The organism is Streptomyces sp. NPDC038707 (genome assembly GCF_040636485.1).
Classification (GTDB): Bacteria; Actinomycetota; Actinomycetes; order Streptomycetales; family Streptomycetaceae; genus Streptomyces.
In genome coordinates this window covers 47334-73996 of the sequence record NZ_JBEZUP010000029.1, presented here as the reverse complement: position 1 = coordinate 73996, position 26663 = coordinate 47334, and the positions used below count along the sequence as shown (strand labels likewise).

23 protein-coding genes and 1 pseudogene are annotated in these 26663 nt (G+C 73.1%); 6 read left to right on the top strand and 18 right to left on the bottom strand.

Translation table 11 applies throughout. The annotated features are described in order from the left end of the window. Nucleotides 1-26: 26 nt before the first annotated feature. Nucleotides 27-875: an NAD(P)H-binding protein gene (locus AB0E62_RS30325; protein ID WP_362200818.1), complete on the bottom strand. Its 849-nt coding sequence runs from the start codon at nucleotides 873-875 to the stop codon at nucleotides 27-29. A 77-nt stretch (nucleotides 876-952) separates the two neighbouring features. On the opposite strand from AB0E62_RS30325, the gene AB0E62_RS30320 reads away from it, so the two are divergent. After that, nucleotides 953-1693, top strand: a complete 741-nt coding sequence (locus tag AB0E62_RS30320; RefSeq protein WP_362200887.1) for a helix-turn-helix domain-containing protein — start codon at nucleotides 953-955, stop codon at nucleotides 1691-1693. A gap of 49 nt (nucleotides 1694-1742) precedes the next feature. On the opposite strand, the gene AB0E62_RS30315 is transcribed toward AB0E62_RS30320, so the two are convergent. From AB0E62_RS30315 to AB0E62_RS30300, 4 genes and pseudogenes are all read right to left on the bottom strand, one after another. After that, on the bottom strand, nucleotides 1743-2732 hold the full coding sequence (locus AB0E62_RS30315) for a CU044_5270 family protein (protein ID WP_362200816.1): 990 nt from the start codon (nucleotides 2730-2732) through the stop codon (nucleotides 1743-1745). Further along, complete coding sequence (locus tag AB0E62_RS30310; protein WP_362200813.1) at nucleotides 2725-3270, bottom strand: RNA polymerase sigma factor; 546 nt, start codon at nucleotides 3268-3270, stop codon at nucleotides 2725-2727. The genes AB0E62_RS30315 and AB0E62_RS30310 overlap by 8 nt, the downstream gene beginning before the upstream one ends. A 618-nt stretch (nucleotides 3271-3888) precedes the next feature. After that, a pseudogene (locus tag AB0E62_RS30305) lies at nucleotides 3889-4374 on the bottom strand (N-acetyltransferase); the annotation flags it as partial. Nucleotides 4375-4489: 115 nt separating this feature from the next. Further along, on the bottom strand, nucleotides 4490-4705 hold the full coding sequence (locus tag AB0E62_RS30300) for a hypothetical protein (protein WP_362200810.1): 216 nt from the start codon (nucleotides 4703-4705) through the stop codon (nucleotides 4490-4492). Nucleotides 4706-5311: 606 nt separating this feature from the next. On the opposite strand from AB0E62_RS30300, the gene AB0E62_RS30295 reads away from it, so the two are divergent. Next, nucleotides 5312-5923 (top strand): hypothetical protein, encoded by a 612-nt coding sequence (locus AB0E62_RS30295; protein WP_362200807.1) that lies wholly within the window; start codon nucleotides 5312-5314, stop codon nucleotides 5921-5923. Here AB0E62_RS30295 and AB0E62_RS30290 read toward each other — a convergent pair. After that, nucleotides 5917-7083 (bottom strand): histidine kinase dimerization/phosphoacceptor domain-containing protein, encoded by a 1167-nt coding sequence (locus tag AB0E62_RS30290; RefSeq protein ID WP_362200804.1) that lies wholly within the window; start codon nucleotides 7081-7083, stop codon nucleotides 5917-5919. The two genes, AB0E62_RS30295 and AB0E62_RS30290, sit on opposite strands and share 7 nt — an antisense overlap. A 424-nt stretch (nucleotides 7084-7507) precedes the next feature. On the opposite strand from AB0E62_RS30290, the gene AB0E62_RS30285 reads away from it, so the two are divergent. Continuing rightward, the gene (locus AB0E62_RS30285) at nucleotides 7508-8089 is read left to right on the top strand and encodes an ATP-binding protein (protein WP_362200801.1); all 582 of its coding nucleotides are present in this window, start codon (nucleotides 7508-7510) and stop codon (nucleotides 8087-8089) included. Next, complete coding sequence (locus AB0E62_RS30280; RefSeq protein WP_362200798.1) at nucleotides 8086-8754, top strand: response regulator; 669 nt, start codon at nucleotides 8086-8088, stop codon at nucleotides 8752-8754. The genes AB0E62_RS30285 and AB0E62_RS30280 overlap by 4 nt, the downstream gene beginning before the upstream one ends. 154 nt (nucleotides 8755-8908) lie before the next feature. On the opposite strand, the gene AB0E62_RS30275 is transcribed toward AB0E62_RS30280, so the two are convergent. The 9 genes from AB0E62_RS30275 to AB0E62_RS30235 all read right to left on the bottom strand — a co-directional run bounded on the left by AB0E62_RS30275 (nucleotide 8909) and on the right by AB0E62_RS30235 (nucleotide 21097). Beyond that, nucleotides 8909-10168 carry a hypothetical protein gene (locus AB0E62_RS30275; RefSeq protein WP_362200795.1) on the bottom strand — a complete coding sequence of 420 codons (1260 nt, stop codon included), beginning with the start codon at nucleotides 10166-10168 and terminating at the stop codon, nucleotides 8909-8911. A 5-nt stretch (nucleotides 10169-10173) separates the two neighbouring features. Then, the gene (locus AB0E62_RS30270; RefSeq protein ID WP_362200792.1) at nucleotides 10174-10671 is read right to left on the bottom strand and encodes a flavin reductase family protein; all 498 of its coding nucleotides are present in this window, start codon (nucleotides 10669-10671) and stop codon (nucleotides 10174-10176) included. Next, a complete protein-coding gene (locus AB0E62_RS30265) occupies nucleotides 10668-12020 on the bottom strand; it encodes an LLM class flavin-dependent oxidoreductase (RefSeq protein WP_362200789.1) in 1353 nt (450 codons plus the stop codon). The genes AB0E62_RS30270 and AB0E62_RS30265 overlap by 4 nt, the downstream gene beginning before the upstream one ends. Before the next feature lie 142 nt (nucleotides 12021-12162). Further along, complete coding sequence (locus AB0E62_RS30260; RefSeq protein ID WP_362200786.1) at nucleotides 12163-13122, bottom strand: D-2-hydroxyacid dehydrogenase family protein; 960 nt, start codon at nucleotides 13120-13122, stop codon at nucleotides 12163-12165. A 1-nt stretch (nucleotide 13123) separates the two neighbouring features. After that, a complete protein-coding gene (locus AB0E62_RS30255) occupies nucleotides 13124-14131 on the bottom strand; it encodes a dipeptide epimerase (protein WP_362200783.1) in 1008 nt (335 codons plus the stop codon). Further along, a complete protein-coding gene (locus AB0E62_RS30250; RefSeq protein ID WP_362200780.1) occupies nucleotides 14128-15504 on the bottom strand; it encodes a DUF6025 family protein in 1377 nt (458 codons plus the stop codon). The genes AB0E62_RS30255 and AB0E62_RS30250 overlap by 4 nt, the downstream gene beginning before the upstream one ends. Next, nucleotides 15501-18056 carry an aconitate hydratase AcnA gene (gene acnA, locus AB0E62_RS30245; protein WP_362200777.1) on the bottom strand — a complete coding sequence of 852 codons (2556 nt, stop codon included), beginning with the start codon at nucleotides 18054-18056 and terminating at the stop codon, nucleotides 15501-15503. Before acnA ends, AB0E62_RS30250 begins: the two co-directional genes overlap by 4 nt. Continuing rightward, the gene (locus tag AB0E62_RS30240) at nucleotides 18053-19441 is read right to left on the bottom strand and encodes a citrate/2-methylcitrate synthase (RefSeq protein ID WP_362200774.1); all 1389 of its coding nucleotides are present in this window, start codon (nucleotides 19439-19441) and stop codon (nucleotides 18053-18055) included. Before AB0E62_RS30240 ends, acnA begins: the two co-directional genes overlap by 4 nt. Nucleotides 19442-19492: 51 nt before the next feature. Further along, nucleotides 19493-21097 (bottom strand): amino acid adenylation domain-containing protein, encoded by a 1605-nt coding sequence (locus AB0E62_RS30235; RefSeq protein ID WP_362200771.1) that lies wholly within the window; start codon nucleotides 21095-21097, stop codon nucleotides 19493-19495. Nucleotides 21098-21354: 257 nt separating this feature from the next. Here AB0E62_RS30235 and AB0E62_RS30230 point away from each other — a divergent pair, with 257 nt between their 5' ends. Beyond that, nucleotides 21355-22587, top strand: coding sequence for an MFS transporter (locus tag AB0E62_RS30230; protein WP_362200768.1), 1233 nt, complete (start codon nucleotides 21355-21357; stop codon nucleotides 22585-22587). Nucleotides 22588-23167: 580 nt separating this feature from the next. Here the strand turns inward: AB0E62_RS30230 and AB0E62_RS30225 are convergent. The 3 genes from AB0E62_RS30225 to AB0E62_RS30215 all read right to left on the bottom strand — a co-directional run bounded on the left by AB0E62_RS30225 (nucleotide 23168) and on the right by AB0E62_RS30215 (nucleotide 25567). Next, nucleotides 23168-23773: an HAD family phosphatase gene (locus tag AB0E62_RS30225; RefSeq protein ID WP_362200765.1), complete on the bottom strand. Its 606-nt coding sequence runs from the start codon at nucleotides 23771-23773 to the stop codon at nucleotides 23168-23170. Nucleotides 23774-23879: 106 nt separating this feature from the next. Further along, a complete protein-coding gene (ppk2, locus tag AB0E62_RS30220) occupies nucleotides 23880-24875 on the bottom strand; it encodes a polyphosphate kinase 2 (RefSeq protein WP_362200762.1) in 996 nt (331 codons plus the stop codon). 476 nt (nucleotides 24876-25351) lie between these two features. Continuing rightward, nucleotides 25352-25567 carry a hypothetical protein gene (locus AB0E62_RS30215; protein WP_362200759.1) on the bottom strand — a complete coding sequence of 72 codons (216 nt, stop codon included), beginning with the start codon at nucleotides 25565-25567 and terminating at the stop codon, nucleotides 25352-25354. A gap of 341 nt (nucleotides 25568-25908) precedes the next feature. Here AB0E62_RS30215 and AB0E62_RS30210 point away from each other — a divergent pair, with 341 nt between their 5' ends. Next, nucleotides 25909-26658, top strand: a complete 750-nt coding sequence (locus tag AB0E62_RS30210; protein ID WP_362200756.1) for an ABC transporter ATP-binding protein — start codon at nucleotides 25909-25911, stop codon at nucleotides 26656-26658. Nucleotides 26659-26663: the final 5 nt, after the last annotated feature.

Sequence of the window (26663 nt, the reverse complement as noted above, 5' to 3'; positions counted from 1 at the left end):
GGCCGCGTTCGCGACGCGCTCGGACGTCACCGGTCCCCGAACGCCGCCCGATGGTCGGCGGCCCAGGTCGCATACGTACGGGCCCCGCGGTGGAGAACGGTCGCCACGTCGTCGGTCAGCCGTGCGTTGCCTCCCTCGGCGATGAACCGCTGACCGCGCAGCGCGTCCTCGGCGGACTCCGGGTCCCGGCCGGCGGCGATCATCCGCTGCTTCGCCGCCTCCAGCGGCACGTCGACGATCTCAACCGGCCGGCCGAGCACCTTCCGCAGAATCTCCGCCTGCTCGTGCGCGCTCAGCAGCTCGGGGCCCGTCAGCGTGTAGGTCCTGCCCGTGTGACCGGGTGCGGTCAGCGCCGCGACCGCCACCTCGGCGACATCTCGGGGGTCGATGACGCCTTGAGCGCCTTTCCCGGTCAGGTTGGCGACAGGCCGCCCCGCTCGGATGTCGGAGGCCCAGTGCAAGGTGTTGGTCGCGAAGCTGCTCGGCCGAAGGATCGTCCAGGCCGTACGCCCCGCCCGTAGCGCGCGTTCACCGGGAAGGTGCCAGGCGCTGGTCCTGAGTCCGGTGTACTCTCCGGTGCCGATGGCTGACAGCTTCACCACTCTTGCGACGCCGTGGGACCGTACGGCGTCGAGCATCGCCAGGTCGTGGCGCTCGATCCAGGGCCCCGGCGCGTCCAGCAGGAAGACCGCGTCGGCCCCGGCCACCGCGTCGTCGAGAGAGCCGCGGTCGTCGAAGTCGCCCCGCACGACCTCCGCCGGCAGGCTCGCGCCTTCCGGGTTCCGTGTCATGGCTCGGACCCGCTCGCCCCGTTCGGCCAGGATCCGGACCACTTCCGTGCCTATGGTGCCCGTCGCACCCGTAACAAGGATCATGTCCAGCACTCTGCCGCCCCGCTGCCCGGCCGGTATAGGAAGATTCGGCAAGCCGTAGAGTGGCCGGCGTGGAGACGATGATCCCGATGCCCGCGCTCCGGCCCTGGATCGCGGACGTGACGCTGATACGGCCCGACGGGCTCCTGCCGCTCGTCCACCTCCCCGACGTCACCACGGCATTGGTCTACCGCAGGACTGCTCCGCGGGACGGCGACCTGCATGTGGTGGGCCCGCGCAGCCGCGCCTCCTACCATCCGGGGAAGGAACTGCCGATGTGCGTCCGGGCCCGGCTGCGTCCCGGTGTGGCCAGGTCGGTGTTCGGTGTCCCGGTCGGCGAACTGCGGGACCGGGCCGTACCGCTCACCGAATTGTGGGGTGCGCGCGCCGCCCGCCTCGCACACCGTCTCAACGAACTGTCCGACGCCGGCTCGGTCCTGCGAGGGATCGGGGAAGCACTGCTCGCATGCCTGCGGGACGACGCGGACCCGCGCGGCCCCCTGCTCCGCGAGGCCGTCGAATCGCTGTCCGGCACCGGGGAAAGGGTCGCCGCACTGGCCCGGCGGCTGTCGGTCAGCGAACGCCATCTGCGCGACCTGTTCACCGACCGGGTCGGCCTGGCCCCGAAGCGCTTCGCCCGTATCCAGCGGGTCCGTAGCGTGCTGGCCAGGGCGGGCACCGCACAGTGGGCGGGCCTTGCCGCGGATACCGGGTACTACGACCAGTCCCACCTGGCGGCCGACTTCCATACGCTCATGGGCGTGTCACCCACTGCCTTCCACGCGGGCCGCCTTCCCGCCACGACGCCCTGCGCCACGTGACGTGGTCGCGCGCCAAGGTCCAGGTCCCCTGGACGACAAGGCTGAGGCATCAGGCAAGCCGGTCGGATTTCACGAAGGTGATGTAGCCGATGACCGAGTAGGGCTTGACGTTGAGCTTGCCGGTATCGTCCAGAATCTGTTCCTCACTGGCGAGCAGGTTCCCTGTGCGCGGATCGAGGATCAGCGTCCGCCGGTCGGGCAGGCCGCCGAAGCGTCCGGTGAGGGAGAACGCTTCGCCGGTACGTCCCGCGCGGTCTTTGACCTTGCCCGTGTGGACGATGCCCTTCGTGTCCGCCAGAACACGCAGGAGCGCCGCTCGCTGCGCGGGGGAGAACACGTGGTCCTGGAAGCGTTCGGGTACCACTTCGTAGAGCAGACCCGGTCCCATCCGCTGCCCGTTCGCCAGCCATGCCCGCATCCCCTGCACGGTGGTGGGCGGCTCGGTCGAAGGTGACGCGTCGCCCGAGCCGGTGCTCTGCTGCGGGGTCCGGCCCAGTGCGCCGGCGTCCTCCCAGAGCTCGCGCTGGTGCCTGTTCTGGAACTCGGGTGGCAGAGTCCTGGTCTTCCAGTGGGCCGAACCGTCGGACTTCTGCCATGTCTCGCGGTGCTCGGGTATGACGGCTGATGTCACCTGGATGTCGTCGACGCGGGTGGACAAGGACCATGAGTCCCACACGAAGTGCTCGGTCTTCCAGGGGGCGGGCCTGTCGTCGGGCAGGTCCGCGACCCGGTCGGCCATGTCCCGGAGCACCTCCGCGGCCGGCCGTCCGCTCGGCTGGTAGGCCAGCGGTACGGGGGTCAGCGCGAGGGCGGGCTGGGACGCCGTCCCGAACGGGCCGGTCACCGTGAAGGCGACCGCCGCCGCGGTGGCCGTCGCGGCTGCGGCGAGCCACCAGCGCAGCGCCGGCCGCGACGAGGAGCGCGGCGCGGCGACGGTGTCTCTCGGCAGGGCGAGGATGTCCTCCAGCCGTGTCTCGTCCGCGGGACGTCCCACGGCCACCGGATTCATCGCCCGCAGGGACTGGTCGAGTTCACGCATCTGCTCCTCCAACGGTCGCGGAGGCCTGTGGGGCCGGGCTCTGCTGAGCGAGGTCGAGGTGGTGGCGCAGCCGGGCGCGGGCGCGGTGCAGGCGCACGTGAAAGGCCGCGGTGGAACAGCCGACGGCCTTCGCCGCCTGCCGGGCCGGTAACTCCTCCCATGACACCAGGCGCAACACCTCCCGGTCGGATTCGCTCAGGGCCGCGAATGCCGCGGCCACGGCGAGCTGCCCGGCCACTCCCTCCGCCGGATCGGCCGCGTGCGCGTGCGGCTGACGCGCCACCTCCTCCGCCAGGTCCAGCCGGCGCCGTTCGGCACGGTAGGTGTTCGCCAGCGTCCGCCGGGCCGTGGCGTACAGCCAGGGCAGGACCGCCTTGCGCGGTATCGCCTCCAGCTTCCGCCACGCGGTCAGAAACACTTCGGCCACTACGTCGTCGCTCGCCGGGGAACCACCCAGCCGGCGGCGCACGTACGCGTCCACAGCCGGATGGTGTTCCCTGTACAGCGCGGTGAAGCGCTGCTCATCGATCGCGTTCACATCCCCTCCGGCCCGTATATGTGCGCCGCCCGCCGATCCTTACAGACACACATCGGGGCAACCTCCCCCGTCAGCCACGTTCATGGGTGCTCCCGTCCGGGGTCACGGTCGGGCGACAAGTCGTCCGGGAGGACGACAGCGTCCTGGAGCCAGTTCAGGGTCGTGTGCTGGAAGCGTTCCGTTGCGAAGCCGTGGAGCTTTCCCGGTTGCCGGGGTGTCCGAGTCCGAGTGGGATCTCCGACACGATGTGAACCCTGGTCCGAGGCACCGCGCTCGCCGCGGACTCTTCCGGAGTTCCTGCTCACCAGGGTGCCGGAAGTCGCCGTTCAGGGTCTCGACTTGGCGGACGCGCCGGGACGCGACCGTGGCTGCCTCCCGAGGCCACAGCGGTAGTGCTGGAACTGCTGCTCGGGCCGCAGCAATTGGACGCGGCGGGTCAACTCGGCTGGGAAGGGCCGGTCTTCCTGCCTGAGGTCACCGGTCGCGCGGGCTTGACGCGGCAGAGGCCGCCCAGGTCGAGCGGCTCGGCATTCGGTGGATCAGCTGGGCTGACGCCCCGCCGAGTACCGGTTCCGCCGCCGCGTCCGTCGGCAGGTCCCGTGAAGGTGACCGCGCTGACGCGAGTTCCTTCCGCATCAACGTGCACATCGTTTCGTACCGTCGCAACGATCCGTCAGGGGCTTGCTCGTCCCACGAGTCCGGTCGGCAGTCGTACGCGACATAGCCCAGCCGCTCGTACAGCGCGCGTGCCCGGGGGTTGCTTTCCTCCACAGCCAGTTCCGTCTGCCGCAGGCCGCGGTTCCTCGTGCGCAGTTCCGCTGCCTCGACAAGGAACGTGCCGATCCCGCACGACTGCAATGCGGGGTGCACCGCCAGCTGCCACAAGGTGCCGACACCCTCCTTGACCTGGTAGTCGACGCCGACCTTCGCTACGGGGATGTTCGTCGGAGGGCACACCGCCAGGTAGTCGGCCTCCCCGCTCCGAGCACGTTCCAACTGCCGGGCCACATTGGCCAGGTGATGATCCGACCCCGCCCACCCGAGCGACGCCAGGTCCGCATGCTCCAAGGCACGGGCCGACAGCTTCAACACGACCTCGATCATCTCCAGCACCTCCGGCGAGCCAGTGTCCACGCCGGGAGGTCCACCACGGGGGCGCATCTCGTTCGGATGGTCAAACACCCGGCCGACGTCTGATCGTGCACGGTACCGCGCGGCGCTACGGGCGTCGGCCGTGCCGCTGTCGCGCGGCCTGTTGTCTCCACGCCGATGAGCGAAGCAAGGTGGACGCGGCAGCGAGTTTGCGGCGAACGGCTTCGTCGAACAGGGCCGGATGCTGCCCAAGGAGGAATCGCGCCTCTTTCAGCAAGTCGCGCGCAAGCTCCTCCCGGCCGCCCTTCAGCGCCTCCGTGAGCCGCGCCAGGTTGCGCTTCATGTGGGCGCTGACATCCGCTGCCCTCGTGGGAAGTGCCCGCCTGTTCGCCGGGTTCCCGCCCGGCCGGGAGGGGGGTCTGAGATCCCAGGTCGGTCCCCCCGCCGTGAGTCTCGCCGTGTGGATCTTCGCCATCCCGCCATCTTGACCAGCCCTCGTGGCCAGGGTCAATGACATGGTGGGGAGTACCGCTCGGCGCATGTCATTCGCCGGACGGCCGGGCGGTTGTCCGGCGGCTCACGAGCGTGTCATCGCCCAGCGGATGTGTTGCCCGGCGGGGCTCGGCGCCGGCGGGAGGTGTTCACCGGGCGGGCCGCCACGGCTGCCGGCAGGCGTGGGCCGGCCGGATCACCTATGGTGGGATGCGGTGAGCCGACGGAAGCTCACCCTTCTCGGGGCCATCCGGTTCGCAGTCCTGGAAAGGCATCTCGTCCCGTGGGGCCGTGTGTGTACCGGCCATGTCGCGCATCCCAGCCTGTTCCGCCGACCGCTCCTTCTCCGACCGACGCCGCCGGCCTGGTCGTGCCGTCCGGCAGGACTCCGCCGCCGGGCGGCACCTGGGGCAGCCCCGGGAACCGGTGCACAGGCGAATCGAGAAACGGAGGAACCATGGCAGCATTCCGTCTGACTCTGAAAGCCGTGTTGTGCACGGTCGTGGCCCTGCTGACGGCCGTCGTCTGGACGCACCCGGCGAACGCGTACACCTGGGCCAGGTCGGTGACCGTGTACAACGGTTCCGGCCTGTGCGTCCACGGAGACGCGGGAATCGACCACAAGCAACCGGGAGTGTTCTCCGGCAACCTCGCGTACTCCCACACCTACGCGCTCACCCAAGGGTGCGGGACCGGTCTGTCCGGCTGGGCCGCCACGCGGGCCACCGTCTACCGGTGGAACGGTTCCGCCTGGGCGGTGTGCCGCGCCAGCGACTGGAAGTACGGAGCGACGAGCCAGGCAGGGGGCGAGTTCCCCGGACCCCGGGGCCCCGAGCTGGTATACGACTGGGGCGGCTGGCAGGCCTGCGGGCAGGGCTACTACGGGACGTCCGCCTCGGCCTATGTCTGGGACGGATCCGCATGGCGCGGCGGCTCTGTGTGGTCCGGCTACGAGTACGTCTCGTCCGCCCAATTCCGCCACAGCCGGCCACAGGCACCCAGCGCCGCTCCTCCGCGGCACGCCGTGCCGCCCTCCGTCCACCCGGCGAAGCACGACCCCGCTCACTGACGCCACGAGGGTGCCGCGAGCTCTCCGTGTGTCCGGCGGATCCGCGAGGGCCGCCGGACACACTGCTGCTTCCTGCCGGAATGCGCGGCCGTGGTCCGGGACGTCGCGCGCCCCTTCAGGGTCTGGGCGGCGCCTCGGCGTGCAGTGCGCAGGCACCAGGACAGGTGAGTGGCTGGTCCGGGTGCACCAGGGCACGACGGTTGCGGGGAACGATGCCCGGTGCGGGGCGCCACAGGGAAGTGCGGGAGGCGCGCGGGATCCCGCGTACCCCACTGGTGTCTGGAGTGATCGGCCAGTGACGACTTTCCTGTACCGGACCGAACGGCGGGCCTTCCGGCGGTGCCGGCCCGTGGGCGGGCTGACGGCATGCGGCCGGCGGGAGGAGCGCCGGTGACCAGGACACTCGTATCCGGAGCCGTGGACGCCCCGGTGCCGGGCGCCGGTCCGGCGGGGGCGGCCGCGTTCCCGGACCGGCGCAGCAGACCGACCGTGGCCCGCAGGCCGTCGAGCGCGGCGGCGGTGATCACGACGAGTTGCCCGGGGCTCTTGCGGGTCTGCTCGGGGCGGGTGCCGAAGAAGTGGGCGGCGACCGTGGCCTGAGCGCGGGCGAGGGCGATCTGATGGGCCACCAGGTCGTGCAGCTCCGGGGCGATGCGCACCCGTTCCCCGGCCACTCTCCGGCGCGCCTCGCTGTCCCGGCTCTTCTCGGCCCGCCGGGCCCGCTCCTCCACGGCGGACAGAAGCGCCCGTCGGTTCCGCACCGAGTGGCTGAGGAGGCCGGCCGCCAGCGGGGCCGCCGCCACCACTCCCATCCTGCTCGCGTCCTTCCACGAGAAGTCCCCGGGCAGGGGGACGGCGGCGGCCGGCGCCACGGAAGTGAGCACCTCGATGAGCGGGGGCAGCAGGAGGTGCAGGAGCGGCACCAGCAGGCCGGCCGCGGTCGTGGCCGCCAGGGCGGCCAGGGGTGCCCGGTGCCGCACGGCCGCCACGGAGCAGGACACCACGGCGATGACGCAGGCGGCGGCAGGCGGCGCCGACAGGGTGTCGCCGACCCGCGTCGTCCCGCCGGGCAGACAGAATCCGAACGCCATCGCCGTGATCGCGACCTCCCGCGACCACGCGCCGCGTGCTCGCGGGCCACCGCCACCCGTGTGCGTCATGGCCGGCTCGGCGCTTCCCCCTCGTCACCCACGCGGTTCAGGATACGGGGCAGGCCGCCAGACCCGGTGGCGCGGCAGCCCCGGACCGACGGTGCGGATCACACTGATCATGGTGATCGCCGCCGGGGCCGTGCTTTCTGCTATGCCCGGTAATCTCCCGGAAACACTCCCCGGTAAACACCTTGTTTAAAGAATCTCTTTGCCCAACAGGGATTGCCGCTGCCGTCGTTGATCCGGATCAATGAATTCCGGCGGCGCCGAGAATCCGCCAACAGCGTGGCGGGGGCAACCATCCTCCCGCGCTGGCTTGATCGGATGGCATGCGATTCGGCCGCCATGACCGAATCGTATGCACGGGGACTAGGAACGGGGCTTGATGATCACGTGTCTGCCTGCCTTGCGGCCTCCTGCGCACCTGCCGGACGTGTCACGCAGACATGAACGGCGCAACATCCTGCACACCCTCGTCGGACTGCTCGAACTCGCCACGCACGACTGGGAGGACATTCCGCCCGAGGTCGAGGATCCGCTCGTCCGGGCCCTGCTCGTCGGCAAGGTCATGACCGCCGAGGCCCAGGGAGTACGGCTCTCGGTGAGCGGCTGCTCCCGGCTGGGACGGCAACCGGGGTCCTCGGCCGGCCTGATCACCATCTTGGGCAACCTGATCGACAACGCCGTGGACGCGCTCGCCGGGCACCGGCCGGCCGCCGGGGACGAACCCCGTGTCGAAGTGCGCCTGCACGAGCGGGAATCCATGACCGAGCTGCGGGTGTCGGACAACGGTCCGGGCGTGCCACCGGAGAGACGGCAGTGGATCTTCATCGAGGGAGCATCCACCAAACGGCACACAGGCGCCGGCCACCTCGGCCTGGGCCTGGCCCTCGTCGGGCGGCTGGCGCACGAGCGGGACGGCACGGTGTCCGTGTCCGGACGCGCGGGCGGCGGCGCGGTGTTCACCGTACGGCTGCCCGGGAAGGTGTCCTCCGGCGAACGGTACGCCTCGTGATCGACGTGCTTGTCGTGGACGACGATTTCTACGTCGCCGGCATCAACGCCCGGTACGTGTCCCGGGTGCCCGGCTTCCGGGTCGTGGGGCGGGTGCACGACGCGGCCTCCGCGTTCGCCGCCGTCCAGGCCGGGGGCGTCGACCTGGTGCTTCTGGACCACTACTTGCCGGACGAGAGCGGCCTGTCGCTCACCCGCCGGCTGCGCCGGGAGGGGCCGGCCGTCGACGTCCTCATGGTGACCGCGGACAACCGGACCGCCTCCGTGCGGGAGGCGCTGCGGGCCGGGGTGCTCCAGTACATCGTCAAACCGTTCACCTTCGAGGCGCTGCGCGGCAAGCTGGAGGCCTACGCGCGGCTGCGCGGGGCCCTTCGCGACACCGAGCTGGACCAGGAGAGGATCGACCGTCTCCTGGGCAGCCTGTGCGCTCCGGCCGCGGCGGCTCCGATGCCCAAGGGGTACACACAGCGCACGGCCGAGCTGATCCGGCAGATCGTCACGCGGGCCGGCCGGCCGGTGTCCGCCCACGACGTGTCGGAACAGGCCAGGGTCAGCAGGTCCACCGCACAGCGGTACCTGAAGTACCTGGAGGAGGAGGGGAGGTTGCACCTCACCCTGAAGTACGGGGACAGCGGCCGGCCCGAGCACTACTACTCCACCGTCTGAGGTGCCGCCCGCCCGCCGAACTGGCGGGCGGCACCCTGGGAGAAGGAACGACGGGTCACCTCACCGCTTCCGCTCCCCCGCGTCACCCGCCCCGGAGCCGGCACCTCCGGGCGGGTGACGACCTCCCGCCACGACCGCCTTGGCGCGGCGGCCGTCAGGAGGTGACCGGCTCGGTGGGGACCCAGGACGTGGCGGCGTACCACCAGCGCACCAGCTCGTCCAGGTCCTTGTGGACCTCCTCCGCGCTGCGCGCCGCCACCAGGCCGACGGCGGCCGCCTGGGTGAGGTGCTCCACACCTCGCCCCACCGCACCCGGTGCCATCTGGAGCGTGAGTTCCGCCGTGGGCACAGGGCAGGGCTCGGCCGGCGGCACGAACGCGCCGTAACCGGGCGGCAGAAGGGTCCAGCCGGCGAGTTCGGACGGGGCCGGCGGCTGCGCGGTCAGGGTGAGGGCGCTGCCGCACTGGGCGCGCAGGCCCTCCTTGGCGAGCTGGACGCCGAAGACCCTCTCGTAGGCGTGGGCGATCAGCGCGCCGCCGGCCCGGCTGGCGATCTCGCAGAGCACCGGCTCCCCGGTGGCGTCGTCGATCCATGCCTCCAGGTGGAAGGCGAGCGGCAGCGGGGCGGCCGGCAGCGCGGCGATCACGTCCCGGGTCAGCGCGGTCAGCGTGGTGAACCGGGGGTCGTCGGGCGCGAGCATCACACTGCTGAGGGGTGAGTCCTCCCAGACCCGCTGCGCGATGCCGCTGCCGCGGTACTGACCCGGCCAGGCGTGCACCGCGCGGCCGTCCCGCATGATGCCGTCCACGTGGAAGAAGTCCCCGTGGACGAAGCTCTCCGCCATCCACTGCCCGGGCAGATAGGGCACCTCCGCCGCGCGCTGCCGGGCCAGGAAGCCGGCCACGTCCGCCGGGCCGCGCAGGACGGTGACGCCCTCCGAGCCGGCCCCGAAGCGGGGCTTGACCACCGCCGGGAAGCCGGCCGTCTCCAGGAAGCCGAGCAGGTCCGCCACGCTGTCGACGGGGGTGAACGCCGGCACCCGGATCCCGGCGTCGCGGGCGATCCGCTTCATGACCACCTTGTCGCGGTAGGCGGTCGCGGAGTCGGGCCGCTGGCCGGGCAGGTCCAGCCTGGCCCGCAGCCGGGCGGCACGCAGCACGTCGCTCTCGCTGGTGCTCGCGACCAGATCGGCTCCGTGCTCGCGCGCGGCTTCCTCGGCGATCTGCTCGGTGGCCCAGGAGTGGTAGTCGGGCACCAGGCGGTGCATGGGGAAGTGCTCGGCGAGGATGTCCTCGGCGCCTTCGACGGCCTTCGCGGTGGTGATCAGCACGACGCTGTCGGCGGTGTCGTCCAGCCACTCGTGCAGCGGGCGGTCGGTGAGCGGCTGGCGGGAGAACAGCAGGACTTTGGGCATGACTCTCAGATCCTCGACACGATGGTGGACTCGACCGGCCGCAGGCCCCCGTGGAGATGGACGAGGCCGGCGGCGGCCTCGCCTTCCCGTACGTGCTCGACCGCGGCGACCACCAGGTGGTGGTCGCCGACCCGGAACCGGTCGCGCCTCGCGCACACGAGCCAGCCCGGGCAGTCGTCGAGCAGCGGCACCCCGTGCGGGCCGGTGTGCCAGGCGGTGGGCGGGGCGAACCGGTCGGTGCCCCGGGTGGCGAACCGCTCGGCCAGGTCCGCCTGGTGGGCTCCCAGCAGTTGCACCCCGAACCACTCGGCGTCCTGGATCAGCTTCCAGGTGCTGGAGGTGTCGGCCAGGGCGAAGGAGACGAGGGCGGGGCGGGCGCTGAGCGAGGTGAGGGAGGTGATGGTCACGCCCGCGGGTCCGGCCGGGCCCCGGGCGGTGAGCACCGCGACACCGGAGGGGTGCGCGCGCAGCACCGACCGCAGGGCCGTCTCCGCGACGGTCACGAGGAGACCCCTGCCGCGCCGCGGAACGCCGGCCGGCGCAGCCCGAGGTGCTCCCTCAGCGTGGTGCCCTCGTACGCGGTGCGCATCAGCCCGCGCCGCTGGAGTTCGGGCACGAGCAGCTCGACGATCGCGTCCAGGCCGTCGGGGAGGTAGTCCGGCATGATGTTGAAGCCGTCGGCGGCCTCGGCGACGAACCACTCCTCCAGCGCGTCCGCGATGCTCTCGGGGGTGCCCAGCAGGAACCGGTGACCGCGCCCCGCGGCCACGGACAGGTACAGCTGGCGGATCGTCAGGCCCTCCCTGCGGGCCTTCTCGTAGATCAGCTGCTGCTTGCTGGTCGACCCCTCGGTGGGCGGAAGCTCGGGCAGCGGGCCGTCGAGGTCGTGGCCGGCGAGGTCCACCATCCCGAGCTGGTACGACAGCATGCCCAGCCCGACGACCGGGTCGACCAGGTCCTGGAGGGTGGCGTACTTGTCCTCCGCCTCGGCCTGGGTGCGGCCGACGACGATGAACGCGCCGGGCAGGATCTTCACCTCGTCCGGGTCGCGGCCGTAGTCGGCGACCTGCTTCTTCAGCCCGCGGTAGTACGTCTGGGCGCCGTCCAGGGTCTGCTGGACCGTGAAGACGACCTCGGCCCAGCGGGCCGCGAAGTCCTGGCCGTCGGGCGAGGATCCGGCCTGCACGATCACCGGATGACCCTGGGGCGGCCGGGCGACGTTGAGGGGGCCGCGGACCTGGAAGTGCTCTCCCCGGTGGCCGAGGATGTGCAGCTTGTCCGGGTCGAAGAAGCGGCCGGAGGCCTTGTCGTAGAGGAAGGCGTCGTCCTCCCAGCTGTCCCACAGCCCGGTGACGACCTCCATGAACTCGCGTGCCCGACGGTAGCGGGCCGCGTGGTCGGGCTGCCGGTCGAGGTTGAAGTTGCGGGCCTCGGCGTCGGTCGCGGAGGTGACGACGTTCCAGCCGGAACGGCCGGCGCTCAGGTGGTCCAGCGACGCGAACATCCGGGCCACGTTGAAGGGCTCGTTGTAGGTGGTGGAGGCCGTGGCCGTGAGGCCGATGTGCGTGGTGTGCACGGCGAGCGCGGACAGCAGGGTCAGCGGCTCGAAGTGCACCATGCGGCCCTGCCGGCTCAGCTCGTCGGCGTCCCGGTACTTCGTGCGCACCCCCGCTCCGTCGGAGAGGAAGACCATGTCGAACAGGCCGCGTTCGGCGGTCCGCACCAGGTCGCGGTAGTAGTCGAAGTCGAGACCGCCGTCGGGCCGGGCGTGCGGATGACGCCAGGCGGCGACGTGGTGGCCCGGCGCGGGCAGGAACGCGCCGAGCTTCATCATGCGGCGTTGCTGGCTCACGTGGATCTCCAAGGTGCAGGGGTGGGGACTGAGGGGCGCCCGCGTGCCCGGCCGGCCACCGGCGGGTGGGCGGCCGGGTCAGCCGGTCAGCCGGTCAGCCGGTCAGCCGGTCAGCCGGTCAGCCGGTCAGCCGGTCAGCCGGTCAGCCGAGCCGGCGTACCGGTTCGCCGGCGAGGTACGCCTGGATGTCCTCGACGGCGTGGCTGTAGTACGCCGCGTAGTTGGACTGCGAGACGTAGCCGAGGTGCGGGGTGGCGAGCAGCCGGGGCGCGGAGCGCAGCGGGTGGCCGGCGGGCAGGGGCTCGGTGTCGAAGACGTCGAGTCCGGCGCCGGCGATCCGGCCCTCGTGCAGCGCGGCGAGCAGGGCGTCCTGGTCGATGATGGCCGCTCGTGAGGTGTTGATCAGGTAGGCGGTCGGCTTCAGCAGGGCGAGTTCGGCCGCGCCGACCAGGCCGCGGGTGCGGTCGCTCAGCTTGAGGTGGACGGAGACGAAGTCGCTGCTGCTGAGCAGCTCCTCTTTGGAGGCGGCGAGTTCCACGCCCACCTCGTCGGCCCGTTCCTTGGTCAGGTTCTGGCTCCAGGCGCTGACCCGCATGCCGAAGGCCAGGCCCACCTGGGCCACCCGGCTGCCGATCTTGCCCAGGCCCAGCAGGCCGAGCCGGCGGTCGTGCAGGTCGGCGCCGACGGTGGACTGCCAGGGGCCGCCCGCGCGCAGCGCGTTGTTCTCGGCGACGAGGTTGCGGGCCAGGCCCAGCAGCAGGGCCCAGGTCAGCTCCACCGGCGGGGTGGAGGAGCTGGCGGTGCCGCACACGGTCACCCCGTTGCGCTCGGCGGCCGCGTAGTCGATGACCGAGTTGCGCATGCCGGAGGCGATGAGCAGCTGGAGCCGGGGCAGCCGGTCCAGCAGCGTGGCCGGGAACGGGACCCGCTCGCGCAGGGTGACCACGATCTCGAAGTCGGCCAGGCGGGTGGCGAGTTCGTCCTCGTCGGCGATGTGCTCGCGGAAGATGACGACCTCGACGCGGTCCTCGACCGGACTCCAGTCGGCCGAGTCCAGGGCCGCGTTCTGGAAGTCGTCGAGGACGGCACAGCGCAGTCGCATGTCAGTTGTCTCCGTAGTCCGTGCTGGTCGTGGTGGCGCCGAGGCCGGGAGCCGTCGGCAGACCGATCACACCACGGTCGACGGCCGCGCCGGTGAACGGGTCACCCACCAGTCCGAGATGGCCGTCCAGGTCCAGTTCGTCGGCGAGCGGCGCCAGTTGGGCCATCGCCGTCACGCCGAGGGCGCTCTCCAGCTTGCAGCCCAGCATCACCCGCAGCCCGGCGCGGCGGGCGAGTGTCACGGTCTCGCGGGCGGCGAGCAGCCCACCGCACTTGACCAGCTTGACGTTGACGCCGCTCACCCGGCCGCGCAGCCGCGGGATGTCCTGCGGTCCGGCGCAGTCCTCGTCGGCGTAGACCGGCACCGGCGAGCGCTCGTGGACGTACCGCAGGGCCTCCGGATCGCCGGGCGGGACCGGCTGTTCGAGGAGTTCCACGCCGTGGCCGTGCAGGGTGCGGGCGACCCGCACCGCCTCCTCGGGGTTCCAGGAGCCGTTGCCGTCGACGCGGATGCGGCCGCCGTAGACCGAGCGGAGCAGCCCGGCCCGGCTGCCGTCGTCCCGCGGGGTGAGTTTGAGTTTCAGCACCGGCCAGTCGGCCAAGGCCCGGCCCCGGGCGAGGAGTTCTGCGTCCGGGCAGGCGCCGATGGACAGGGCCGTGGGCGCGAGCGGCAGTCCGGCCAGGCCCCACAGCCGGTGCAGCGGCTGCCCGCAGGCCTTGCCGAGCAGGTCGTGCAGCGCCATGTCGACGGCCGCCCGGGCGGCGGGTCCGATGCCGGCCTCGGCCAGCCGGTCCAGCACCCGCCGCAGTTCGTAGGGGGACCCGGCGCCCGCCAGCAGCGGGGCGCAGGCGGCCACCTCGGCCGGGTCGGCGCCGCGCGCGGTGCCGTACCCGCGCAGATCCTCCCAGGTCAGCTCGACCATGCTCTGGCGCACCTCGGTGGTGACGCCGGTGTTGCTGACGAACGGCTCCTTGAGGCCGATGGACAGGACGCGGTGGGCGAACCTCACCCCAGCACCTCCTCGAAGGCGGCGACCGTGCCGCTTGCCTGACGGAACGTCAGTGCCCGGAAGCCGTCCGGCTCCACGGGCACCGCCGGGTCGCGCGGCGTGCCGTCCGCCGGCACACCGGTGCCGGGCCGGAACCGGTCGCGCAGATAGGCGGAGAGCTTCTGGCCGTGCTCTCCGAGCCAGCCGAGCGCGGTGGCGTGGGCGGCGTCGGGCCCGGCCGCGCGCACCCGTCGGAACAGGTCCGCGAGCAGGTCGGCGTCGGCCGGAGAGGTGCTGGGCGGGCAGAGCATGAAGACCTGGGCGGGCAGCAGGACGAACGCCACCGGTGCCGCCTGGCCGAAGCCCCGCACCAGCGGGGTGGTGATGGCCCGGAGCGAGCGGACGGTGGAGCGGCGCGTCAAGTAGCCGCCGCGCCGCGGCGGGCATCCGGCCATGGCCCGCGCGCCCCAGTGCACATGCGTGATGAACGGACTCTCCGGCGGGCCGGCCGGGCGGTCCGGGTGGTGGGTGTCCAGCAGGCCGAACAGCACGTTGGTCAGTTGCAGCGACATCACCGGCAGCACCGGCGGCAGCCCGGGCAACTGCTCGAAGAACGCCGCCGGTGCTACCAGGGCCCGTACCAGCGCCATCGCGGCCTCGGCCAGCGCGCGGGCGGACGGGTAGCGGTAGCCGTCCAGCACGTATCCGGTGCCGTCGGCCGCCAGGTCGCAGCGGGACACGTCGCCGTCCAGCCGGACCGCCTGGCTGATCAGCTCGGACAGCCGGGTGCCCTGCTTGGCCGTGGCGTCGGCCTGCTCTATGAGCAGGGTGAGCATGTCGGTGACCAGTGGCGCGTGTGCGACCAGGACATCGGCCCACCGCCGGAAGCGGTAGCCGGGGATCGTGCGCATCCGGCGCCAGTGCAGGTCGGCCAGCGGCACCAGGCTGCCGTCCACCTCCGCCTGGGTCAGCGGGCAGAACAGCGGCCGGCTCCGGTCCCGCCGTACGAAGGCACGGCCGTCCCAGGTGTACAGGGTGAGGGGGTCCCGCTTGCCCTGCTCGATCAGCGAGCCCGGCTGGTACGCCTCGTCGCCGCCCTCGGTGGCGGCCTCGGTGCGGGTGAAGCCGTAGATCAGCGGATAGCCGTGCCCCGCGCCGCAGATCGCGGTGTTGAAGTCCATCGGCCCCGACCGCCCGAGCGCGATGTCCTCCCAGTTGCCGAGGTGCCCGGTGCGCGGCGGCAGCAGGTCGGGCTCGCTGTGCAGCAGGTCCAGCAGGGCGCCGATGGTGACGTCCTGGGTGCCCAGGTGGACCGGCTGGAACGACTTCTCGCCGGCGGCGAGGGCGTCCGCTCCGGCGGCGGCGCGCAGGCCGAGCGCGTCGAGGACGCTCATCGCGCCTCCTTCGTCCGCAGCCGGCGCAGCAGGTAGGGCAGGGTGCCGCCCGCCAGCAGGACGTCCCACTCGCCCGCGGACTGCACGTCGGCCCGGACGGCGAAGGAGACTTCGCCGGCGGTGACGCGCGCCGTGCCGGTCTCCCGCGCTCCTTCCAGGGCCAGCCGGAACTCCTCGTGCCCGGTGAGCCCGAGGTCCGCCCAGCCGCGGCCCTCCGGCAGCAGCAGGGGCAGGATGCCCATGGCACACAGGTTGGCGCGGTGGATGCGCTCGAAGCTCTCGGCGAGGACCGCCCGGACGCCCAGCAGCCACGGGCCCTTGGCGGCCCAGTCGCGCGATGACCCCATGCCGTAGGAGCGGCCCGCCAGCACGATCAGCGGGGTGCCCTCGGCGGCGTACCGGCGTGCCGCCTCGTACACGGGCAGCCGTTCGCCGCTCGGCAGGTGCAGGGTGGTGCCGCCGCTGTCCCCGTCGCCGGTCAGCATGTTGCGCAGCCGTGGGTTGCTGAAGGTGCCGCGCGCCATCACCTCGTGGTTGCCGCGCCGTGACCCGTAGGAGTTGAACTCCCGTTCCGGTACGCCGTGTCCGGCCAGGTACCGGCCGGCGGGCGAGGCGGGCGGGATCGCGCCGACCGGGGAGATGTGGTCGGTGCTGACGTCGTCGCCGAGGGCGAGCAGCGCCCGGGCGCCGGTCAGCGGGCCGGAGCGGGGCCCGGCGTCGGCGTAGGCCGGTGGCCGGATGTAGGTGGAGTGCGGGTCCCAGGCGAAGACGTCCGCCCGGGGGGCGGGTACGGCGTCCCAGCCGGTCCGCGCCGCCGGGTCGTCGGCGAACACGTCCGGCGTGACGAACTCGGCCTCCAGGCGCCGCAGTTCCCCGTCGTCGGGCCACAGGTCGCGCAGGAACACCGGCTGGCCGTCGGCGTCCGTGCCCAGCGGTTCGCGTTCCAGGTCGGCGCGGACGTGTCCGACGAGCGCCAGCGCGACGACCAGGGCGGGCGAGGCCAGGTACCCGGCCCGGACCTGGGCGTGCACCCGGGCCTCGAAGTTGCGGTTGCCGCTGAGCACCGCCGCCACCGTCAGGCCCGCGCGGTCGACGGCCGCGCCGACGCCCTCGTTCAGCGGGCCGCTGCCGCCGTTGCAGGTCATGCAGCCGTACCCGGTGACGTGGAAACCGAGCCGCTCGAGATCGTCGAGCAGGCCGGCCGCGCGCAGGTACCGGGTGACGGCGCGGGATCCGGGGGCCAGGCTCGTCTTCACGTGCCCGGGGACCGTCAGCCCGCGTGCCACGGCCCGCCGGGCCAGCACACCGGCCGCCAGCATCGCCCTGGGGTTGGAGGTGCTGGTGCACGAGGTGATCGACGCGATGACGAGGTCTCCGTCGCGGACACCGGCCTCGGTGCGCGGCGCCCCGGGGTGCAGGGCGGCGAACGAGCCGGGCAGTTCGGCGAGCGAGATCCGCTGGTCGGGGCGGCTCGGCCCGGCCAGGTTCGGTCCGACCTGGCCGAGATCGAACTCGATCACCCGCCCGAACCGGGGCTCCTGCCCGTCGCGCAGCAGCCGCTGGCGCCGGCAGTACTGCGCGACCAGGTCCGTCTCCGCCTCGGTACGGCCGGTGCGGCGCAGGTAGTCCAGGGTCTCGTCGTCCACCGGGAAGAAGGCGGACATCGCACCGTACTCGGGTGCCATGTTGGCGATCGTGCAGCGGTCCGGGGCGGACAGCGCGGCCACCGACGGGCCGGTGAACTCCAGCATGAGGCCCCGTACGTTCTCCCGGCGCAGCCGCTCGGTGAGCGCGAGGACCACGTCGGTCGGGGAGACCCCCGGGCGCAGGGCCCCGGTGAGGCGCACACCCACCACGGCCGGTATCCGCACCGGCTGCGCGAGCCCCAGCATCAGGGCCTCCGCCTCCAGACCGCCGACCCCCCAGCCGAGGACGCCGAGGCCGTTGACCATCGTGGTGTGGCTGTCGGTGCCGATCACGGTGTCCGGGTGGAACACGTCACCGGTTCCGCGCGTCACGACGGTGGCCAGCCGCTCCAGGTTGACCTGGTGGACGATGCCGCTGCCGGGCGGGATGACGCGCAGTCCGCTGAAGGCGCCCTCGGCCCACTTCAGGAACGCGTACCGCTCGTTGTTCCGCTCCAGCTCCAGTGCCTCGTTGCGGGCGAGCGCGTCCGGGCGGCCCGCGAAGTCGGTCTGCACGGAGTGGTCCACGACCACGTCGACCGGCAGCGCCGGATTGACCCCGGCCGGCTCGGTCACGCGGTCGCGCAGCGCGGCCAGATCCACCAGGAGCGGGATGCCGGTGTAGTCCTGGACCAGGATGCGGGCGGGCCGGAACGGCATCTCCAGGCCGGGCTCCTCCCCCGCCGCGAGCCGCTTGCCCAGGGCGGCGGCCGCGGCGGTGTCCCCGCCGCGCAGCAGCGACTCCAGCAGCACCCGCCCGGTGTACGGGACGGCCGCCAGGTCGAAGCCGCTCGCCCCGGCGAACTCCGGCAGGCCGTACACCCCGGCCTCGCGGCCTGCCAGCCGGGTCCTGACCAGCGCGCTCATCGGGCCTCCGCCCGCCGCTCGGACGGGTACGTCCGGCCCCGCGGGCCCACGTACTCCAGCAGCGGCCGGATCAGCACGTTGTTCGCGTGCTGCTCCAGGGCCTGGGCCACCCAGCCCGCGGTACGGCCCACCACGAACAGCGGCACCGCGAGGTCGTCGGGGAGGCCGAGCAGGCGGTAGGCGAGCCCGGCGTAGAGGTCCACGTTCGGGGCGAGGCCGTAGCGGCCGTAGGGGCGCATGGCCGCGGTGACGGCGTCGAGGATGTCCAGGCCGAGGCTGTCGCCGCGCTCCCGGCTCAGCTCCACGACGGTGGCCCGCAGATGGCGGACCCGCGGGTCCTCGGTGCGGTAGACGCGGTGGCCGAAGCCCATCACCGGCTCGCCCCGGCCGCGCAGGGCGGCCACGTACTCCCCGGCCCGTTCGGGCGTGCCCACCTGGTCGACGAGCCGGACCACGCGTTCGGCGGCGCCGCCGTGCACCGACCCCGCGAAGGTGGCGACGGCCGCGGTGACGGCGGCCGTCATCCCGGCCCGGGAACCGACGGCGACGCGGGCGGCGAACGCCGAGGCGTTGGAGCTGTGGTCGGCGTGGACGATGAACCCCTTGTTGATGAACCGTACGGCGGCCGGGGTGGGCCGCTCGCCCAGCAGCGCGGTCAGGAAGGCGTCGGCGTAGGAGGTCTCCTCCGCCGGGATCGAGGGCTCCCGGCCGGTGCGGTAGGCGTGGTGGGCGGCGACGATCATCGGGATCCGGGCGAGCAGCGCGACACCGGCCTCCCGGGCCTCGTCGTAGGTCTCGTCGGTGCCCGCGTCCCGCCGGGGGCCGAAGGCGCCGAGTGCCGAGACACAGGTGCGCAGGGCCTCCATGGGGTGCGCGCCGGCCAGGGACCGGGCCAGGTCGAGTACCGGCCGGGGCAGCTCGCGGGCGGTGCGCAGTTCCTTCTCGAACGCCGACAGGGCGGCGGCGTCGGGCAGTTCACCGTGGATCAGGAGATAGGCCACTTCCTCGAAGGAGGCGTTCTCGGCGAGGTCGTGGATGCTGTAGCCGCGGTATTCCAGGACACCTTCGGTGCCGTCGATGCGGGTGATCGTGGTGCGGTCGAAGCTGATGCCGTCCAGGCCCCGGTGCACGGCGGGCCGCTCCGCCGGCGCCGGTGCCGTGCCGGGGGCGCTTCCCTCGGCCAGTGCCCGGATCGCCGGCACCGAGCGCAGGGTGAGGGTCAGCTCGTCGTCGATCGTCACCCCGTACGCCTCTTCGAGCGCCGCCATCAGCGAGACATGGCCGAGCGAGTCCCACTCCCGGATCGACTGGTATTCGAGGGCGGTGGTGACGCGGTCCTCGCTGATGCCCAGGGTGCGGGCGATGAGGGCGTCGACGCTGCTCATGGTTCCCCTCCTGCGTTGGTTCGTGTGCGGGTGGTCATGCCGCGGGCGGTCTCAGCGGCGCCCGGCCGTCTGCTCCTGCTCCTGCTTCTGCTCCTGCTCCTGCTTCGCCAGCCGGGCGCGCAGTGCCGCGCGGTCCACCTTGCCGTTGGTGTTGACCGGCATCTCCTCGACGACGTGCACGGACTTCGGCACCATGTAGGCCGGCAGGTCCGCCGCGCAGGCGTCGGCCAGGGCGTCCGGGTCGACGGCGCCCGACACCACGGCAGTGATCGTCTGGTCCTCCGGCCGCAGCAGGCACACCGCCTCCAGGGCCCCGGCCCGGCGCAGCGCGGCCTCGATCTCGCCCAGTTCGACCCGGTGCCCGCCGACCTTGACCTGCTGGTCGTTGCGGCCGAGGCAGACGTACTGCCCGTCCAGGTGCCGTACCAGGTCACCGGTGCGGTAGTAGGTGCGGCCGGCGTGCTCGAAGTAGCGCTCGGCCGTCAGCTCCGGTGCCCGCCAGTAGCCGGGCGTGGTCTGCGGGCCGGCCACGCACAGCTCGCCGGGCTCGCCCTCGGGGACCTCGGTCAGCCGCTCGTCCACGACCAGGGTGTGCAGCCCCGGGTAGGGGCGCCCGATGGGCACGTTGTCGTGGACGCACGCGGCGGGGCTGGTCACCGGGTCCCAGCGGTGGACGGTGCAGGCGATGGTGAGTTCGGTCGGCCCGTACAGGTTCTCCACGGTGGAGTACGGCGCCGCCGCCTGCCATGCCTCGGCGGTGGCCCGGGGCAGCGCCTCCCCGCAGAACAGGCTCCAGCGCAGCGTCGGCATGCTGCCCGGCCGCAGCGCTCCGCGCCTGCGCAGCACGGCGGCGACCGAGGGCACCGAGAACCAGACGGTGATGCCGTTGCGCTCCAGGTACTTGGAGGGCGCGAGCAGTTCGATGGGGTCCATCGCGCATACCGCGGCGCCGTTCTCCCAGGCCATGAACAGGTCGAAGACCGACAGGTCGAAGGTCTGGTCGAAGGTCTGGCTGAGCCGGTCCTCGGGGGTGAGCCGGTAGCGGTCCTGGTTGGCCCGCAGGAACGCGCGTACGTTGCCGTGGGTGACCGGCACGCCCTTGGGGACTCCGGTGCTGCCCGACGTGAACAGCAGGTACGCGGGCTCGTCGGGAGCCGGCTCGGGCAGCGCCCGCAGCGGGGGGAAACCCGCGAGATCGACCGCGTCGAGCACCGGGTGTCCCGCCAGCCCCGGGACGTCGGCCCGCCGGGCGTCCGGCAGCAGGACCGCCGGCCGCCCGGGTATCCGCGGGAGCAACTCGGCGAGTTGGGGTGCGGACGCGGCGTCCACGAGCACGGCATCGACGTCCGCGCGCTCCAGCATGGTCCGCGTCCGCTCCTGCGGGAACTTCCGGTTGAGCGGCACGAAGGCGGCGCCGGCGCACAGGGCGGCGACCACGCCCAGGTAGGAGACCTCGCTGCGGTGGGCGAACACGCCGACCCGGCGGGGGCGTTCGCCGACCGCCTCGACGAGGGCCGCGGCCCACCGGCGGGCGGTGACCGCGGCCTCCTCGTAGGTGTAGTCGCGGCGTCCGATGGTCAGGGCGACACGGCCGGGATGGGTGCTCGCGTGGTGGAGCAGGCCGGCGCCGAGGCGTTGGTCAAGTGCTGTGGTCATGTCGGTCCGAACTGACGGTGACGGGAAGCCGGACCGACGCTAGCCGGGCCCCCGGGCAGGCCGTGCGGTTGCGAGCGCACTTCTCCTTGAGCGGGCAAACCCCGTTCTGCCAAGCTGCTCTGTGCGGCGGTGCGGATACGACGCGCGCAGTGAGCAGAACAGTTTTTTCGCGCTCAACTCCGTTTGTGGGCGCAAGCCCCCGGTCGTCCCTGCGGTGCCCTAGCCTCGCCGGGACAGCACAGCGAGGAGTGCCCCCCATGAGATCCCTGCTGCCGCCGCCCGGACCCGCGCGCCTTCTCACCGTCATCACCATGGTGATGTCACTGGGCCAAGGGCTGTGGACGGCGCTCAGCGCGATCTACGCGGTCACCGTGCTGCACCTGACGACGGGACAGCTCGGCATCAGCGTGAGCGTCGCCGCCGCGATCGTCATGCTGTGCAGCATTCCGCTGGGGCACCTGGCGGACCGGGCGGGTCCGCGTACCGTCCAGATGTGGTCGTTCCTGCTGCTGGCCGTGCTGACCTGCGCGCTGCTGTTCGCCACCGCCTTCTGGCCGTACCTGGTCATCGTCTCGCTCCAGGGCATCGCCTACCGGTCCGGCCGCAGCTCCCGCAAGGCCATGATCGCGGGCCTGATCCCGGCGGCGGACCGGGTCACCGTGCTCGCCCAGGTGCGCGCGGCCTCCAACGCCACCGTTTCGGTCGGCGCGTGTCTGGCCGGCCTCGTGCTCGCCGTGGGCTCCCGCGCGGCCTATCAGGGGGCGGTGGGTTTCATCGCCGTCGCCTTCCTGGTCACCGCCCTGCTCACCGTCAAGGAACCGGCCGTGCCCCCGGTCCCGGCGTCGGCGGGGCCCGCCCTCACGGTCCTGCGGGACGTGCCGTTCCTCGGTTTCGCCGCGCTGGACGGGATGCTGACGACGCACACCATCCTGCTCGACGTGGTGCTGCCGCTGTGGGTGCTGCGGCACACGGGGGCGCCCCGCTGGATGAGCGCGGTGATCCTGCTGGTCAACACGGTCCTGGTGGTGTGCGTGCAGACCAGGGCCGCCCGGGGCGCAGACCATCCGGGGGCCGCCGCCCGGGCGAGTTTCCAGGGCGCGGGCTGCGTGGCGGCCGCCTGCCTGCTGTTCGCACTGAGCGACGGGGCGGCGCTGGTGCCGGCCTGCCTGTTGCTCGTCGTGGGCGCGGTCGGGCACGCGCTGGGCGAGGTGCGGCAGGCGGCGGGCAGTTGGGGCATCGCCTTCGACCTGGCCCCGGACCATGCCCAGGGCCAGTACCAGGCCACGCACGCGATGGGCGCCGATGTCGGCAAGATGATCGCGCCCGCGGTCTTCACCTGGCTCGTGATCGGCCACGGGGCCCTCGGGTGGGTGGTGCTGGCCGTGGCGTACACCGCCCTGGGCGCGGCCATGCCGCCCCTCGTCTCCCGGGCGCTGCGCACACGCCCCACCACGGGGAGCGTGCCCGACGAGGTACCCACGGCCGGCTGAACGGCCCCGCCACCCGGGGAGAGCGGCGCGTGACCGTTTCCCCGGCCGGAGGATGCGGGAGGCCTGGCGTGTACCCGCGTGCAGGGGGGAACACGCGCTGCCCCTCGATGAGCGCCACGCGGCAGTGGCTGCACGGGCAGCAGGCACTCCACATCACGAGTAAGCACCTCCGCCCGATCGCCCGCCACCGGAACCGGCGGGCCGCGGGTGGAAGTCCGGGCAGGCGCGGAAGCCGAGGAAGAACGAGAGGCAGCCGGTCCGCGTGGAAGTGGGCCGGCAGGGGCGTGAGGACGGTGGCGGGGGCGAGGGAACCCGCGGCCCACGGCGAGCGCAGTGTGCCGTCGGCCTGGGGCGTGGCCCTCTTCCGGCCGGGCGGGAGGCCCGCGCGAACGGTCGGGGCCGGCACGGCGGCAGCCGGCCGACGCTCCCCTGTCCACCGTGCCCCTGTCGCTTCACGGTCCACGCCGACTCGCCCCATGCGTACGGGCATTGCCACGCCCTGAGGGGTCGCTGCCAGGGCGGCCCGCCCCAGTTCGGACACCGCCACGCGGGACCGTCGGCCGGCGGAGGCCCCGGTGGCTCAGCCGGTCGGGGTGCGGGTGTAGGGGCGGACGTCGACGACCTCCATGCCGGCGGCGTGCGCCGCGGCGATGCCCTCGTCGCTGTCCTCGTACACGAGGCAGCGGGAGGGGTCGGCGCCCAGCAGGCGGGCGGCGGTGAGGAAGATGTCGGGCGCGGGCTTGCCGCGGGTGACGTCGTCGCGGGTGACCAGCGCGTCGAAGGCGTCGTGGAACGGCTGGTGGCGCAGGGTCGCCTCGATGACGTGCCGGGCGCCGCCGGAGGCCACCGCCATGGGCAGCCGGCGCCGGGACGCCTCGACGATCTCCAGCACCGGCTGGAGCGGGCGTACGGCGTGCGCCTCCGCCAGGAACCGCACGTCCCGCTCCGCGACGAGCTCGGCGACGGAGCGGGAGAGGGTGAGTCCGCGCTCGGCGACCAGCGCGTCGATCATCTCCGCGGAGGACAGGCCGGTGCGCGCGTCGAACCACTCCTGTTCCAGCTCCACGCCCTGGGTGGCCAACGTGGCCGCCATGGCACGGTAGTTGGCGTACTGGCTGTCGACGAGCGTGCCGTCCCAGTCGAACAGGAGGCAGCCGGCGGAACGGGGGGCGAGAGCAGGGTGCATGGTTCAGTCCTCGGTGGGGTGGGGCAGGGACAGGGTCCGCGCGGAGCCGCGTCGCAGGAGGCCGGGCACGACGCACCGGCCTCGCCGTGTGCGGCGTGCCCGGCCGTCACCGTGGCTGCGGGTGGTTGCCCGGCTCGCCGCCCGGGCCGGCCAGGGGTGTCGGCGACAGGGCCGTGGGTTCCTCGCCCGGTTCCAGCAGCGTCTCCGCCGCACCCACGATCAGGGGGTCGGGGGTACCGACCGCCTCGTGGTCCTTGGCCGGGTAGTCGAACCGGTCGAGAATACTGCGCATCGCCTCCAGCCGGCCCCGTCGCTTGTCGTTGTTCTTCACCACCGTCCAGGGCGCGTGCGGTGTGTCGGTGGCCCGGAACATGTCGACCTTGGCCGTGGTGTAGTCGTCCCAGCGGTCGAGCGAGGCCAGATCGGTCGGGGAGAGCTTCCACCGGCGCACCGGGTCGACCTGACGGATCGCGAACCGGGTGCGCTGCTCGGCCCGGGAGACCGAGAACCAGAACTTCACCAGCAGGATGCCGTCGTCGGTGAGCAGGCGCTCGAACAGCGGGGCCTGCCGGAGGAACTGCTGGTACTCGTCCTCCGTGCAGAATCCCATGACCCGTTCGACGCCCGCGCGGTTGTACCAGGACCGGTCGAAGAAGACGATCTCGCCGCGAGCCGGCAGGTGGGCCACGTACCGCTGGAAGTACCACTGGCCCGCCTCCCGCTCGGTCGGCTTGTCCAGCGCCACCACGCGCGCCCCGCGGGGGTTGAGCCGCTCGGTGAACCGCTTGATGGTGCCGCCCTTGCCGGCCGCGTCCCGGCCCTCGCAGACCACGACGACCCGCCGGCCGGTGTCCTTGACCCAGCGCTGGAACTTCAGCAGCTCGATCTGCAGGATCCGCTTCGTCCGCTCGTACTCGCGCCGGCCGACCCGGTGGTCGTAGGGGTGGTTCTCCCGCCAGGTCTCGATCGGCCGGCCGCCGGAGTCCAGGAGCACCGGCCGCTCCGGCTGCCGGTCGTCCACCTCGAGCCCCCGCAGCAGGTCGTCCTCGCGCGCCGTGCCGTGGGTCTCCCGTGACCCGGTCGCCTGCTCGTGCTCGGCCACGACACCGCCTCTCCGCCTCGTCACTCACCGGGGCACTCCGCCCCGATCATCTCCCACGTGCCCACGAGAACGGTTCCCAGACGCCTCCGCCGCCGCATTCGCTCCCTTCCGTACCGTGCGAGTCCGTACCGTGCGAGGCGGGAGGATCGCCGCCCGTGCCCCGGCCGGGCCCGCCCCGGCCGGGCGCGGACCGGGCACCTCACGGCCGTACGAGGTGTTCCTGGACGTCCTGGACGGCGCGCCGTGCGGCCCCGGGGAGCGGCGCGGGGCGTGCCCCCTCCGCCGCGCGCGGGCCGGTCGGCGGCGGTCCCGGGGTCCGCTCGGCGGGCGACGGGTCCCCCTGCCGCGGCGGACGGCGTCCGAGGGCGTCGGAGTCCGGTCCGCTGCGGCAGCGGGCCCGGGGCGGGCGGCGGAACCGGGCGGGGCCACGGCCCGCCGCCGGGAGACGCGCCTCTCCCGGGGCGGACACGGCGCGCTCAGCGCCGGACGTAGTCACGTTGGTCGGCGATGTAGACGCGCTGGTAGACGGAGTCGACGGCCAGGCCCGAGTACGACGAGACCGGCAGCTTGGCCACCGCGTCGGAGGCCGCCGCGTGGGCCGCGGGCGCGGCGGCCACGGTCAGCCCGGTCCCGGCGAGCACGGCGGCGAGCAGTGTGGCCGCGAGACGTCTGGGTCGTGGTGCCGTGTCCAACTGTGCCCCCCCACAGGCCGAGTCGAGCACCTCACCGGTTCGGTGAGACGCCTGTGGGCGTCATGGAACAGGCGTGGAGATCGCTTGGGCAAGGGGGCGCGCCCGACCAGACCCCGGACCCCGGACTCCGGACCCCGGTCCCCGGACGCCGGACGCCGGACGCCGGATGCCGTCGGCCGTCGCGGAACCGTGATCCGGCCCCGGCCCGGTACGGCTCCGGCCGCCTGGTCCGGCCGGAACGCCGTGGAAGCGGCCGCCCGCGGCGTGGTGCGGTTTTCCGAACCCCCGGTCCGGGGGTGCGCACGATCGACCGCCGCGCCGTGTCCGCCGAGGATGAGGGCATGGAGACGGAGACGGATGACGGGGCGGGAACCGCCGCCCGGGCGGAGGACCTGCATCGTGAGTACGGGCGCGGCAGTGCCGCCACGCGGGCGTTGCGCGGGGTGACGGTGGCCCTCGCGCCCGGAACGTTCACGGCGGTGATGGGGCCGTCGGGCTCCGGCAAGACCACCTTGCTGCACTGCCTCGCGGGGATGGACCGGCCCACTCGGGGCTCTGTCTGGTGGGGTGGCATCGAGGTGTCCCGGCTGCCCGAGCGCCGGCTGGCGGCACTTCGGCGCGGCCGGATCGGGTTCGTCTTCCAGACGTTCAACCTGATGCCGGCGATGACGGTCGCGCAGAACGTCGAGCTTCCCGGCCGGCTGGCGGGCGAGCGGCCCGACCGGGGCCGGGTCATGGACGCGCTCGACCGGGTCGGACTGGCCGGGCGAGCGCGGCACCGGCCCGGGCAGTTGTCCGGTGGGCAGCAGCAGCGGGTGGCGATTGCCCGGGCCCTCGTCTCCCGCCCCCGGGTCCTCTTCGCCGACGAGCCGACCGGCGCGCTCGACCGGGCCACCGGCCACGAGATCCTCGCCCTGCTGCGGGCCGGCGTGGACCGGGAGGGCCAGACCTGCGTGATGGTCACCCACGATCCGGTCGCCGCCGGGTACGCGGACCGGGTCCTCCTGCTCGCGGACGGCCTCGTGGTGGACGAACTCGACCGGCCCACCGCCTCACGGGTCGGCGAGCGCCTGAGCCGGCTGGGCGGGTGAGTGCG

Coding starts and splice junctions, on each gene's coding strand:
- AB0E62_RS30315 (WP_362200816.1), bottom strand. CDS start 2,732: ATGCGTGAACTCGACCAGTCCCTGCGGGCGATGAATCCGGTGGCCGTG.
- AB0E62_RS30290 (WP_362200804.1), bottom strand. CDS start 7,083: ATGACGCACACGGGTGGCGGTGGCCCGCGAGCACGCGGCGCGTGGTCG.
- AB0E62_RS30235 (WP_362200771.1), bottom strand. CDS start 21,097: ATGACCACAGCACTTGACCAACGCCTCGGCGCCGGCCTGCTCCACCAC.
- AB0E62_RS30325 (WP_362200818.1), bottom strand. CDS start 875: ATGATCCTTGTTACGGGTGCGACGGGCACCATAGGCACGGAAGTGGTC.
- AB0E62_RS30300 (WP_362200810.1), bottom strand. CDS start 4,705: ATGAAGCGCAACCTGGCGCGGCTCACGGAGGCGCTGAAGGGCGGCCGG.
- AB0E62_RS30275 (WP_362200795.1), bottom strand. CDS start 10,168: ATGCCCAAAGTCCTGCTGTTCTCCCGCCAGCCGCTCACCGACCGCCCG.
- AB0E62_RS30295 (WP_362200807.1), top strand. CDS start 5,312: ATGGCAGCATTCCGTCTGACTCTGAAAGCCGTGTTGTGCACGGTCGTG.
- AB0E62_RS30225 (WP_362200765.1), bottom strand. CDS start 23,773: ATGCACCCTGCTCTCGCCCCCCGTTCCGCCGGCTGCCTCCTGTTCGAC.
- AB0E62_RS30320 (WP_362200887.1), top strand. CDS start 953: ATGATCCCGATGCCCGCGCTCCGGCCCTGGATCGCGGACGTGACGCTG.
- AB0E62_RS30250 (WP_362200780.1), bottom strand. CDS start 15,504: ATGAGCGTCCTCGACGCGCTCGGCCTGCGCGCCGCCGCCGGAGCGGAC.
- acnA (WP_362200777.1), bottom strand. CDS start 18,056: ATGAGCGCGCTGGTCAGGACCCGGCTGGCAGGCCGCGAGGCCGGGGTG.
- AB0E62_RS30210 (WP_362200756.1), top strand. CDS start 25,909: ATGGAGACGGAGACGGATGACGGGGCGGGAACCGCCGCCCGGGCGGAG.
- AB0E62_RS30240 (WP_362200774.1), bottom strand. CDS start 19,441: ATGAGCAGCGTCGACGCCCTCATCGCCCGCACCCTGGGCATCAGCGAG.
- AB0E62_RS30260 (WP_362200786.1), bottom strand. CDS start 13,122: ATGCGACTGCGCTGTGCCGTCCTCGACGACTTCCAGAACGCGGCCCTG.
- AB0E62_RS30230 (WP_362200768.1), top strand. CDS start 21,355: ATGAGATCCCTGCTGCCGCCGCCCGGACCCGCGCGCCTTCTCACCGTC.